Origin of the sequence: Paenibacillus antri (assembly GCF_005765165.1) — a bacterium.
In the GTDB taxonomy this organism is placed as follows: Bacteria; Bacillota; Bacilli; order Paenibacillales; family YIM-B00363; genus Paenibacillus_AE; species Paenibacillus_AE antri.
This window is the reverse complement of the sequence record NZ_VCIW01000005.1, coordinates 90,363-102,758: the sequence shown is the minus strand read 5'-3', so window position 1 is coordinate 102,758 and position 12,396 is coordinate 90,363. Positions and strand designations below refer to the sequence as shown.

Here is a 12,396-nt window from a genome sequence, read left to right as displayed (position 1 = left end):
CATAAAGAAGGTTATCGGTACCGTCGCTGCGGACATTCCCAGTTTATTGCAATCACCTGTTATTTACAACTGTTTATTACCGTTTGTTGTCGAACCGATCATTTCATCTGTTCCTTGACCAACTCCGCCGCCTTTTCCAACTGCGTATCGTTCGCTTGAATCAGCGCTCTGACATCCTCGATCAGCACGCGGGTCGTCTCCCCCGTCGCGATCCCGGTCGACTCGAGCTTCTTCGACGCCTGATAGTCCCGTACGGCCTTCGTCGTGTTCGCGTCGAAGAAGCCGTCCTCCCGGCCCGGATCGAAGCCGACCGCTTTCAGCATCGTCTGGACGGTCTTGATCTCGCCGGAAAATTCGTTCTCCTTCATGACGAGATCGGACTCGACGATCGGCAGCGAGGCGTACGACGGCAGCGAGACGGGAACGTCCGGCGTCAATCCGCTCTTGTTGATCGTGTTCCCGTTCGGCGTCAGCCACTCGGCGACCGTATACTTCATGTTCGAGCCGTCTTGGAACGGTTGGCTGAGCTGCGCCGTTCCCTTCCCGAACGACTTCTCGCCGACGAGCCGAACGCCCGCGGATTGCTGCAGCGCCCCGGCGACGATCTCCGCCGCGCTTGCGCTCCCGGCGTCGATCAACACGACGACGGGAAGCTCCCCGAGACCGATATCGTTATAGTCGGATCGGGATACTTCCGCGGGGTGGCCGCGTCGCTTGAATTGAACGATCGGTTCTCCGTCGGGCACGAGCGTCTCCGCGACTTCCTCGGCCGTGTCGGTGAGACCGCCCGGGTTTTGCCGGAGGTCGAGCACGAGCCCCTTCATTCCTTCGCTCAGGAGCCGCTTCGCTTCCTTCAGGTATTCTTCGGACGTCGTTTCCGCGAACGACGAAATCCGTATGACGCCCACGCCGTCTTCCCTCAGCTCGGCGTATACCGTCTCGAGCGGGATCGTGTCTCGCACGATCGACAGCTTCACCTCTTTGCCGTCCCGAACGATCGTCAAGTCGGCTGTCGTTCCTTTCTTCCCGCGGATAAGCAGGACGGCTTCATGCACCTTCATGCCCTCCAGGCTCTTGTCCCCGACCTTGATCACCTGATCGCCCGGTTTGACGCCGGCCGCCTCCGCGGGCGAACCCTTGATCGGAGCCACGACGACGATGCGGCCGTCGATCTCCTCCATCGTCGCGCCGATGCCTTCGAAGGAAGCGTTGATGCTTTCGTAGAACGCTTTCGCTTCCTCTTGATCCATATACGTCGTATACGGATCCTCGAGCGACCGCAGCATGCCTTCGATCGCGCCGTCGATCAGCTTCGACCGGTCGACCGGCTCCAAATATCCGTCTTCGATCAGATCCATCGCGTTCTCCAGCTTGGAGATACCGCTCTGGTTCAAGCTCGCGTATGTATAAGCCACGGCGCCGCCCGCAAGCGCCGAGGCGAGCATGGCGGGGATCCACTTCCATCTGCTCATCGATTATTCCCTCGTCTCTCTTTTACGAAATCCAATCGCGTTCATTATAGCCGAAGCGCGATTCGAAATCGAATGCAACTCCTCCTTTGCTTTCGCGAATGCGGTTTCACTATAATGGTATATGTTACACGAAACTACGAACGGGAGGAATCTTTTTTATGCCATATGCAGCCAATTCTTCGAGATACGAAGGAATGAAGTATCGGCGAACCGGGGCTTCCGGCTTGAAGCTGCCGGCGATCTCTCTCGGCCTCTGGCACAACTTCGGAGGCGTCGACACGTTCGAGAACGGCCGCGACATGGTGCGCAAGGCGTTCGACCTCGGCATTACGCATTTCGATCTGGCGAACAACTACGGTCCGCCTCCGGGCTCCGCCGAAGAGATGTTCGGCCGCCTGCTGAAGACCGACTTGGCGCCGTACCGCGACGAGCTGATCGTCTCGACGAAAGCGGGCTACTATATGTGGCCGGGGCCGTACGGCGAATGGGGCTCGCGGAAGTACATCGTCTCGAGTCTCGACCAGAGCTTGAAGCGGCTCAATGTCGACTACGTCGATATTTTCTACTCCCACCGCCCCGACCCGGAGACGCCGCTCGAGGAGACGATGGCCGCGCTCGACCACGTCGTCCGGCAAGGCAAGGCGTTGTACGTCGGCATCTCCAATTACTCGGCCGAGCAGACGCGCGAAGCGGTGCGCATCCTTCGCGAGTTGGGCACGCCGCTGTTGATTCATCAGCCGTCTTATTCGATGTTCAACCGTTGGATCGAGAACGGCTTGCAAGACGTCCTCCAAGAGAACGGCGTCGGCAGCATCGCCTTCACGCCGTTGGCGCAAGGACTGCTGACCAACAAATACTTGGCCGGGGACATCCCGAGCGATTCCCGCGCGGCGAAGACGACGTCGCCGTTCCTGAACGCGAAGGACGTCACCGAGGAGAAAGTCGCGAAGGTGCGCAAGCTGAACGAGATCGCCTCCGCTCGCGGACAGTCCCTGGCGCAGCTGGCGCTCGCTTGGGTGCTCCGCGAAGGAAGAGTGACGTCGGCGCTCATCGGCGCCAGTCGGGCGAGCCAAATCGAGGAGAACGTCGCCGCGCTGGACAACCTCGACTTCGCGAGCGAAGAGCTGCAGCGCATCGAAGACGTGCTTCGCGGATAACAAGGCGCGAAGCGCAAGCAAGGCCGGCATCGGGAACCCCGATGCCGGCCTTTTTCCAATACATGCCTACCGATTAGATCGCCCAATTGCCGCCGCGGAAGATCGGCTCCCGCTCGCCGTCCGCCGTCAGCCCGTCGATGTTCATCTCGGCGGAGCCGATCATGAAGTCGACGTGCGTCAAGCTGTCGTTCAGCCCCTTGGACGCGAGCTGCTCCTTCGTCATCGTCTTGCCGCCTATCACGCTGAAGGCGTAGGCGCTGCCGATGGCGAGATGGTTCGACGCGTTCTCGTCGAACAACGTATTGTAGAAGATCATCCCCGTATCCGAGATCGGCGAACGATGCGGGACGAGCGCGGCCTCGCCTAAATAGCGGGCCCCCTCGTCGGTATCGAGCAGACGCTTCAGCGTCTCGCCCCCGGTGCCTGCCGAGAAGTCGACGATCTTCCCGTCCTTGAACGTGAAGGCGAAGTCGTCGATCAGCGTTCCGCCGTAGTTGAGCGGCTTCGTGCTGCGCACCGTGCCGTTCACGCCGTCGCGCTTCGGCGCCGTGAACACTTCCTCCGTCGGCATGTTGGCGACGAACGTCGTGCCCTTCTCGTTGACGCTGTCCCCGGCGACCCACTGATGATCGTCCGCCAGCTCCACGACGAGATCGGTGCCCGGGGCAGTATAATGCAGCGCGCGGTACCGCTTGGCGTTCAGGTAATCGCTCTTCTCGGCCAGCTGCTTCAAGTGCGCGTTCCATGCGCCCACCGGATCCGCCAAATCCGCCCGCGTCGCGCGGAAAATCGCGTTCCAGAGCGTCTCGAGCCGGCGTTCCTGCGGTTCGTTCGGGAACATCTTATCCGCCCACACCTCGCTCGCCACGGCAAGGATGCTCCAGCTGAACTTGTCGGAACGTACCCCGTCGTAGAAGTTCGTCATCGCCGACCGCATCGCCTTCGTCGCCGCCGCCACCCGATCGGGGTCGATCCCCGTCAGCAGGTCCGGATTGGCGGATACGAGCGACAAGAACGCGGCGTCTCGCGCGATCAGCTGATCGTAATTGTGCGCCCGCAGCGCCGGGCCGTCGCCGAACGACTCCTCCGGCGCAAGCTCGTATCGGATGCGAGTCAACGGGTCGTCGTTCCATTCGACGTGCACGTAACGGGCGCCGAGCGAATACGCTTCTTTCGCCGCCAACCGGACGAGCTCGGCCGCCGTCGTGGGCGCCTGAATGACGAGCGTCTGGCCCGGCTGCAGATTGACGCCGACCCGGACCCCCAAGCTCACATAGTTATGTAAATGTTGTTCGAACGTTGCCATTTCATCGCCTCCTTCCCTCTTTATACCATAAGAAGGGGGGGCAACGCCAAGGGGGAGAGCGTCTCCGCCCTCCCCCTATCGTTACGTACGATGCCGTCCGCGCAGCAGCTCGAGCCCGACGCCGAGGAACAGCCCGGCGATCAGCATCGGCTCCGCCCAGCGGCGGTACCTGAACAACCAATCCGCGTTCGGCAGCCACTCGAGCGCCGCCGAAACGACGATGCGGTCGAATGCGACGTATCCCCCGAGCACGATCAGTCCGATGCCCGCCCAGCGAGCGACCGCGGACGACCATACCGGCGCCTCGTCGGCGTCCAAGCCGCCGAAGCCGACCGGCGACACGCGGCGGAGCGCGTCGAAGAACGCCCAACACCACAGCAGCGGCAGCGCGTAGACGGCCAAGTCGATGCCGTATTCCCGCTTTAAGAATAGGAGCAGGAGCAAGGCGCCGAGCAATCGAAGCCCGGCGAACAGCGAGCCGAGGTACAGATGCCCTACCCCGGGCACGAGCGACAGGAACAGGGCGACGACCGGACGACGGCCGTCCGACCCGGGAACGAACCAAGCGTCGAAGTCGTCCTCGGGCCGCAAGGCGTCGAGCTCGGAGCGATTCGCCGCTTCCGCGGCGTCGATCGCGGCGAACGCGATGAGCGCCGGCACCGCGAACCAGCCGAGCAGCATCGTCTCTTCGCCCAACACGAGCGCCGCCAGGAGCGGAACGATGGCGCAGGCGGCCGCGGCGATCAAGAGCGTCAACCCGCGGCGACTCCGTCCTAAATAGATGTGGCCGATCCCCGGAAGCAGCGACAGCATCGTCGCGATCGTTCGATCCCGCCGCGGAGACGGAGCCTCCGGAAAGCCGCCCGGCGCGTACGGTCTCCGCAGCGTCAGCGTAATCGCCATATCGATCATATTGACGCTCCAGACGAAAAATACCGCCAACGCCGCAAGGGAGAACGCCTCGATCGCGAAGCCTTCCACCAGCGTAAACAAGGCGAGCAGCGCGAGCGGAGCGGCCGCGGCGCCGCCGTACAGCAGCGTTCTGACGTATTTCCCCAAGTACAAATGGCCGACCCCGGGAATCAGGGATAACAAGAAAGCGACCGTCGGATGTTTCTCAGCCGTGTGCGCGTGCATAATCGAACCCTCTCTCATTGGAATGAAGCAGCAGAGCGTGGCGGACGGCGGCGGCGCGCGCCGATCGGGACCGCTCCCCTTCCGATCCGGCGGCGAACGCCGGGTCGCCGAACAAGGCGACGAGCGCCGCTTCGGCCGCTTCGCTCGCGAGCTTCTCCTCCCGGACGAGATGCAGGCAAATCGAATAGACGCGCTGTTCGTACCGTCTCAGCAGCAAAATCTTCTCTTCGAACGCCATCGCCATCCTGCGTTCACCTCGCTCATATCCGTTTTCTAAGATTCATTGTACAGGCGCAAGATTAAGAACGTAGTAACGAAACCATAAGATTTTCTTAAGAACGGATTAAAAAAACGCCGCGGAACGTTCGTTCCGCAGCGCTTACTCATGTCCGAGGATGCTCTCCCAACGGCAATCTTACTTGAAAGACAGTGCTTCTCGCGTCGCTGTACGCGGCGATCGCGCCGCCGTGCTGGTCGACGATGCCCTTGGCGATCGCAAGGCCGAGCCCCGAGCCCGGCGCGCCGTCCGCCTCGGTCCGGGATTTGTCCGCGCGGTAAAACCGCTCGAAAATATACGGCAAATCCGCGGCCGAAATCGGCTCGCCGTAGTTGGCGACGTCGACCTCCGCGGCCCCGCCTCCCGTTCGGACCGCGACGTCGATGCGCTTCCCGTCCCGTCCGTACCGCATCGCATTGGTCAGCAGATTTTCGAACACGCGTACGAGCTTATCCGGATCCCCGACGACCTCTACCGCCGTCTGCGGCGCCGACAGCGAGGCGGTCATGCCCGCCTGCTGCAAGCCGAGACGATGCTGGGAGAGCAGCTGCCCGAGCAGCTCCGTCAGATTGAACCGCGTCTTCCGAAGCGGCATGCCGCCATGACGCATCCGCGTATACTCGAACAGGTCGTCGATCAGCCCGTGCAGCCGCTTCGCTTTCGCGTTCGCGATCTGGACGTAGTGCCGCAGCTCGAGCTCGTCCCGGTATTTGTCGTCGTCGATCAGGCCGAGGTAGCCCAGGATGGACGTCAGCGGCGTCCGAAGATCGTGGGAGACGTTCGTGATGAGCTCGTTCTTCGTCTGCTCGGCGCGCCGCTCCTCCTCGATCGACGTGCTCAAACGCGCGATCAAGGAATTCATGTCGGCCGCCAGCACGCCGAAGTCGTCCTTCTGCTTTACGGGCACGGTGACGTCGAACCGCCCTTCGGCGATGCGCCGAACGGCGCGAATCATCTCCCCGTAATAGCGGAAGCGGCGGTACTGGTACAGGGTGAGGAACGTTAGGAAGTAGAAGATTAGCGCCAAGACGCCCCATCCCTCGATCGGCAAGAACCTAAACAGAAGTCTCAACAAGGAGCCGATGATATTGTTCGCGTCCGCCGCGGCGGTGACGACGATGCCCGTCGCGACGGTGGCCAGACCGGTCCACACCACGCTGAGGAACACTTGGAGCACGAACTTGAAGACGAGCCTGCGTACGATGTTATCCGTCAATTTTGTAGCCGACCCCCCAGACGGTCGCGATCATCTTATCTCCCGTCTCCTGCTCGAGCTTGTCGCGCAGATGACTGATATGCACCATGACCGTGTTGTTCGAATCGAAATACTTTTCCTTCCATACCTGTTGGAAAATGTCCTCCGCGCTGAACACCCGGCCGCGGTTGCTCGCGAGCAGATGCAGGATGCCGAATTCCGTCGACGTGAGATGCAGCGGCTTCCCGTCGACCTCGGCCCGATGCGTGTTCTTGTCGATCCGCAGCGCCCCGATCCGGATCGCGTCGTCCGCGGCCGGCGTCTCCGACGGCATCCGGTACGCTCGCCGCAACAGCGACTTCACGCGCGCGCTCAGCTCGAGCGGGTTGAACGGCTTCACCATGTAATCGTCCGCCCCGGTCATCAGCCCGAGAATCTTATCCATGTCTTCGGCTTTCGCGCTGACCATGAGAATGGGCAGATGCTTCTCCTCGCGAATGCGGCGGCATACGGTCAGACCGTCCATCTTCGGCATCATGACGTCGAGCACGACGAGGTGTACCGGCTCGTCCCCTTCGAGCGCGCGCAGCGCCTCCTCGCCGTCGTACGCCAGCACGGTGTCGTATCCGTCGTTGCGCAAGTAAATTTCAATCAATCCGGCGATTTCCCGGTCGTCGTCCACGATTAAGATGCGATAGTTCACAGGCGTTTAAATCTCCTTTCTCTTCCCAATCACTATACAACATTCGGTTCCGGTTTTCTTCGACCCTTACGCAACCTTAAGCAATCTTAAGGATTCCCTAAGAAATATGGGAAACGGCCCGCCTCATCGATCGAGGGAGCCGTCTTCGGTATTGACCATATGATGGGCGACCTGCGTCAGCCGCCCGAAGAAAAATTCCCGCGCCGCGCCTTCGAGGCCGACCTCGTCCATCGCGGCGGCCATGCAGCCGAGCCACGCTTCGGCGTGCGACGTCGTAATCGGGAACGGGAGATGTCTGTATCGCATCATCGGATGCCCGAACTCCTCGGAGTACAGCTGCGGGCCGCCGAGAAACTGCGTCAGGAACATCTTCTGCTTCCGTTTCACTTCGTCGATGTCGCTGCCCGCGAACAGCGGCGACAGCTTCGGGTCGCGTACGACGCGGTCGTAGAACGCGTCGACGAGCTTTCCGATCGCCGCCTCTCCTCCGAGCTGTTCGAAAATCGTCGTTTCCATAGGTTTCGGAGTCCCTCCTAGTCGCCTTGAGGTATCTTCGGCCGCGTCCCGCGCGTCGCGATCGCCGCGGTCGGGTCGTCCGGCCAGTAATGCTTCGGATATCGTCCCTTCAGGTCCTTCTTAATCTCGAAGTACGTCTCGCGCCAGAAATTGGCCAGATCTCTCGTAATTTGCACGGGCCGCTGGGCCGGCGACAGCAGGCGGATCGTCACCGGCACCCGGCCCCCTCCGATACGCGGCGTTTCGGCCCAACCGAACAACTCCTGCAGCTTCGCGGACAACGCAGGCGCGTCCGGGTCGCCGTAATCGACGGCCAGCCTCGAGCCGCTCGGCACGGTCAGATGCGTCGGCGCCCATTCGTCCATCCGGCGGCGCTGCTCCCAGGAGAGCGACGCCTCGAGCGCTTCGACGAGACGCACGCGCTCGAGATCGCCCTTCGACTTCATGCCGAAGACATAAGATCCTAGCCAGTCCGGCAGCGTCTCGAGCAAGCGTTCGTCGGAGACGTCCGGCCATTCCTCGCCCGCATGCATACGGAGAAACAAGAGCCTCTTGCGGAATTGGTCCGCCGCCTTCGTCCACGGCAGCAGCTGCAGTCCGGTCTCCGCGATGCCGCGGAGCAGCGCGTCCCTCACGCGTTCCGGATCGGGCGACGCCGCCGGCGTCTCCTCGAGCGCGATCGCGTCGAGCGTCGTCCGCCGACGCGCGCGGACCGAGGCCGACGCGGCGTCCCAATAGACGTCGTCCTCCGTGCGGATCCGGTCCGCGCAGACGCGCCGGAGCGCTTCCGCGCTTAACGGCGCCGCCGACCGGATGCGGCTGTCGACGCCTGCGCCGTCAAGCTCGGCGATCGCGAGGAACGTCTCGCGGGAGAGCGGCTCGTCCCCCGCGAATTCCGCGCCGCGCCCGCCGGCGAGCACGTATTTGCCGTTCGCGCGCCGCATCGCGACGCGGTCCGGGAACGCGAGCGCGAGCAGCTCGCCCGAGTCGGCGGCCGCCGTCGGGCGGCCGTCCCGAACGACGCCGGCGTCCCGCATCCGGCGCGCCGCCTCCTCGCGCTGCTTCGCCGCCGCGGGCGTCGCGCCCCGGCGCAGCGCCTCGACGCGCAAGCGCATATCGGCGCCGCCGGGCGACTGCGCGTCGCGCTCCTCGAGCAGCGTCGCCAACTCGCAGGCGAGGTCCCCGCGCCCGTTCTCCATCGCGCGCAGCGTCATATGCGCGAGCCGCGGGTGCATGCCGAGCTCCGCCATGCGGCGGCCCTCCGGCGTGACGACGCCCCGCGCGTCCAGCGCTCCGAGGCGCTGCAGCAGGTCGACAGCCTGCTTGTAGGCGCCTTCCGGCGGCGGGTCGAGCCAGGAGAGCTCCAGCGGGTCGCGAACGCCCCAGACGGCGAGCTCGAGCGCGAGCGGCGTCGCGTCCGTCGCGAGAATCTCCGGTTCGCCGAACGGCTCGAGCCGCCGGTGCTCCTCCTCCGTCCACAGCCGGTAGCAGACGCCAGGGGCGACCCGGCCGGCGCGGCCGCGCCGCTGATCGGCCGAGGCGACCGTCACCGCCGTCGTCTCGAGCGCCGTCAATCCCGTCCGCGGCGAATACCGCGGCACCCGGCTGAGTCCCGAGTCGACGACGATCCGTACGCCCTCGACGGTAAGGCTCGTCTCCGCGATGCTCGTCGCGAGCACGACCTTCCGTTCGCCCGGTCGGGCGGGCGCGATCGCCGCGTCCTGCTCCTCGGGCGACAGCGCCCCGTACAACGGGGCGACGCGAACGCCCGACGGCAGGCCGAGCCGCTCCAGCTCGCCGGCCGTGCGGCGAATTTCCCGCCCGCCCGGCAAAAACACAAGGGCATCGCCCTCCGGATGCCGCAACAGCGCCTCCTTCACGGTCGCCGCCGCGCGTCGTTCGACCGACAGCTCGGTTCGCCGCTCCTCGTACCGCGTCTCTACCGGATACATCCGCCCTTCGCTGCGCACGACGGCGCAGCCGCCGAGCAGCCGGGCCGCCGCGTCGGCCTCGATCGTCGCCGACATGACGACGAGCCGCAGGTCGTCTCGGAACAGCCCCTGCGACTGCAGCGCCAAGGCGAGCCCGAGGTCGGCGTGCACGCTCCGCTCATGGAACTCGTCGAACAGGACGCACGCGACGCCGTCCAGCGCCGGATCCTGCTGCAGCATCCGCGTCAGGACGCCTTCCGTGACGACCTCGACGCGCGTGCGGGGACCGACCTTCGTGTCCCCCTTCGTCCGGTAGCCGACCGTCTCGCCGGCGCGTTCGCCGAGCAGCGACGCCATGCGCCGCGCCGCCCCGCGCGCCGCGATTCGCCGCGGCTCCAGCATGACGATGCGCCCGCCTCCCGCCCACGGCTCCGACAGCAGCGCAAGCGGCACCACCGTCGTCTTGCCCGCGCCCGGCGGCGCCGTCACGACCGCGTTCGGGCCGGCGGCCAGCGCCTTCTTCAAGGCGGGCAGCGCTTCTTCGATCGGCAGCCTCTCGCTCATGCCGACACCTCCGCAACCATTCTTCGACCCTTACCATACACGAATCCCGCCGAATTGGGAAGAGCCCCGTCGCGCGATTGCGCCGGAACGGTTGCGTTCTTATAATAAGAGAGACTACAACGGAGAGGCCGGCGCGCATGCATGGATTCGATCATAGAGTCGTACCGACAGTACCTGAAGAGCCAGGGGAAAGAAGAAAACACGATTAAAGCGTACGTCCACGAAGCCGTAGGCTTCCTCGGGTGGTGTTCCGTCCGGAACGCCGGGCTGTCCGAGCTGTCGCAAGCCGCGTTCTCCGAATACCGGGACGCGCTCGTCGGCCGCGGCATGAAGACCGCGACCGTCAACAAGTCCGTCTCGACGCTCAGCACGTTCTTCAAGTGGGCGCAGTCGCACGGCCTCGCCGGCGACAACTTCGCCCGGCGGCTGCGGTTGCCGGCGTCGAAGAAGGACGAACCCCCTAGATGGCTGACGCCTGAGGAGGAAGCGGCGCTGCTGGACGTCGTCGCGAACGAGTCGACCGTCTTCCAACGCGTCCGCAACGAAGCGCTGATCGCCGCCATGCTGTATGCGGGCGTGAAGGTGGAGGAAGTGCCGCAGCTGCCGATCGGCGCCCTCCGCGGCGGCGAGCTGGACGTCTACGACGACGGGGTTCGCGTGCGGACCGTGCCGCTGTCGCCGTTCGCGTTCGCGAAGCTCGACGCCTGGCTGCGCCTCCGCCTCGCTTCGGCGAAGGAAGTCCACGTCCTGAGCGACGCGCTGTTCGTCACGGAGAGGTCCGGCAAGATGCAGCCGCGCGCCGTACAGTTCGTGATCGAAACCTACAGCGATAAGCTCGGCATCCCGCTCTCGAGCCAATCGCTGCGGAATACGTTCTGCCGCAGGCTTGCGGAGCAAGGCGTCCCCGTCGAGCGGCTGAAGGCGTTGGCAGGCCATAAGACGCTGCTGACGACGTGGAAATATTATCGGCAAGAAAATAAAGGTTGATTTATCCGAAAGCATCGTGGTATGATAACGCTTGTGTCCATAAGGAGCTGTGGTGTAGAGGCCTAACATGCCTGCCTGTCACGCAGGAGACCGCGGGTTCGAATCCCGTCAGCTCCGCCATACATACTTATTCAACAGTCTCGTCACATTCGTGTCGGGATTGTTTTCTATTCCGGGAGGGGTAGCTATGTACCGAGGCCGTTTCGCCCCGACGCCGTCGGGACGCCTCCATATCGGCAACCTGTACGCCGCGCTGATGGCGTGGCTGCACGCGAGAAGCGCCGGGGGCGCCTTCGCGCTGCGTATGGAGGACATCGACAAGCCGCGTTGCAAGTCCGACTACGCCGAGTTGGTTCTGAAGGACTTGCGCTGGTTCGGACTGGATTGGGACGAGGGTCCGGACGTCGGCGGTCCGTACGTTCCTTATACGCAGAGCGAGCGGACGGAACGCTACGAAGCCGCGCTCGACGCGCTGTTGGCCGACGGCAGGCTCTACCCGTGCTTCTGCAGCCGCGCCGAGCTGTTCTCGGTCGCGAGCGCCCCGCACGGCCTCTCCTCCGAAGGGCCGGCGTACGGCGGCGTCTGCCGCTCTCTGACGCCGGAACAGCGGACTCGGAAGGCCGAGACGAAGACGCCCTCCCTCCGCTTCGCCGTTCCGCCGGACGCGCCAGTCGCCTTCGAGGACGGCGTCTACGGCCGCATCGAATTCCCTCCCGGAGCGGGCGGCGACTTCGTCGTGCGCAGAGCCGACGGCATTATCGGCTATCAGCTCGCCGTCGTCGTCGACGACGCCGCGATGAACGTGACGCACGCGCTGCGCGGCGCCGACCTGCTCGACTCCACCCCTCGGCAGCTGTGGCTGTACGAGGCGCTCGGTCTGACGCCTCCCACGTTCGCGCACGTGCCGCTCCTCTGCGACGAGCGAGGCGAACGGCTGTCGAAGCGACAGAAGTCGCTCGCCGCCGCCGCGCTGCGGGAGGCCGGCGTCCCTGCGGAGACGCTCGTCGGACTCGTCGCCTGGTCGGCGGGCCTCGTCGATCGGCCCGAGCCGATCCGCCCTGCGGAGCTCGTCGCCGGCTTCGACCTCGATAAGCTGCCGCGGGACCCGATCCGCTTCCCCCTGGACGCCTTGCGGAACTATGGCGTGTAAT

Annotated in this window: 11 protein-coding genes and 1 tRNA gene; 4 read left to right on the top strand and 8 right to left on the bottom strand. The window is 64.3% G+C overall.

Annotated elements, in window-relative coordinates:
* Nucleotides 1-98: 98 nt before the first annotated feature.
* Nucleotides 99-1,472 carry a S41 family peptidase gene (locus tag FE782_RS10030; protein WP_138193958.1) on the bottom strand — a complete coding sequence of 458 codons (1,374 nt, stop codon included), beginning with the start codon at nt 1,470-1,472 and terminating at the stop codon, nt 99-101.
* A gap of 158 nt (nt 1,473-1,630) precedes the next feature.
* Between FE782_RS10030 and mgrA the strand changes: the two genes are divergently transcribed.
* A complete protein-coding gene (gene mgrA / locus FE782_RS10025; RefSeq protein ID WP_138193957.1) occupies nt 1,631-2,629 on the top strand; it encodes an L-glyceraldehyde 3-phosphate reductase in 999 nt (332 codons plus the stop codon).
* Nucleotides 2,630-2,702: 73 nt separating this feature from the next.
* On the opposite strand, the gene FE782_RS10020 is transcribed toward mgrA, so the two are convergent.
* The 7 genes from FE782_RS10020 to hrpB form a co-directional block, all read right to left on the bottom strand.
* Nucleotides 2,703-3,935, bottom strand: coding sequence for an aminopeptidase (locus tag FE782_RS10020; RefSeq protein WP_138193956.1), 1,233 nt, complete (start codon nt 3,933-3,935; stop codon nt 2,703-2,705).
* A gap of 81 nt (nt 3,936-4,016) precedes the next feature.
* Nucleotides 4,017-5,072 (bottom strand): hypothetical protein, encoded by a 1,056-nt coding sequence (locus FE782_RS10015; protein ID WP_138193955.1) that lies wholly within the window; start codon nt 5,070-5,072, stop codon nt 4,017-4,019.
* A complete protein-coding gene (locus tag FE782_RS10010; RefSeq protein ID WP_138193954.1) occupies nt 5,053-5,316 on the bottom strand; it encodes a hypothetical protein in 264 nt (87 codons plus the stop codon). Before FE782_RS10010 ends, FE782_RS10015 begins: the two co-directional genes overlap by 20 nt.
* A 139-nt stretch (nt 5,317-5,455) precedes the next feature.
* The gene (locus FE782_RS10005) at nt 5,456-6,565 is read right to left on the bottom strand and encodes a sensor histidine kinase (RefSeq protein WP_238392411.1); all 1,110 of its coding nucleotides are present in this window, start codon (nt 6,563-6,565) and stop codon (nt 5,456-5,458) included.
* Nucleotides 6,555-7,247, bottom strand: coding sequence for a response regulator transcription factor (locus FE782_RS10000; protein WP_138193953.1), 693 nt, complete (start codon nt 7,245-7,247; stop codon nt 6,555-6,557). Before FE782_RS10000 ends, FE782_RS10005 begins: the two co-directional genes overlap by 11 nt.
* 123 nt (nt 7,248-7,370) lie before the next feature.
* Nucleotides 7,371-7,763: a globin domain-containing protein gene (locus tag FE782_RS09995; protein ID WP_138193952.1), complete on the bottom strand. Its 393-nt coding sequence runs from the start codon at nt 7,761-7,763 to the stop codon at nt 7,371-7,373.
* Nucleotides 7,764-7,780: 17 nt separating this feature from the next.
* Nucleotides 7,781-10,258 carry an ATP-dependent helicase HrpB gene (gene hrpB, locus FE782_RS09990; protein ID WP_138193951.1) on the bottom strand — a complete coding sequence of 826 codons (2,478 nt, stop codon included), beginning with the start codon at nt 10,256-10,258 and terminating at the stop codon, nt 7,781-7,783.
* A gap of 141 nt (nt 10,259-10,399) precedes the next feature.
* On the opposite strand from hrpB, the gene FE782_RS09985 reads away from it, so the two are divergent.
* From FE782_RS09985 to gluQRS, 3 genes are all read left to right on the top strand, one after another.
* Nucleotides 10,400-11,245, top strand: a complete 846-nt coding sequence (locus FE782_RS09985) for a tyrosine-type recombinase/integrase (RefSeq protein ID WP_138193950.1) — start codon at nt 10,400-10,402, stop codon at nt 11,243-11,245.
* 43 nt (nt 11,246-11,288) lie between these two features.
* A tRNA-Asp gene (locus tag FE782_RS09980) sits at nt 11,289-11,365 on the top strand.
* Between the two features lie 67 nt (nt 11,366-11,432).
* Entirely contained in the window at nt 11,433-12,395 is a 963-nt protein-coding gene (gene gluQRS, locus FE782_RS09975; protein WP_138193949.1) for a tRNA glutamyl-Q(34) synthetase GluQRS, read from the top strand.
* The last annotated feature ends 1 nt before the right edge of the window (nt 12,396 follow it).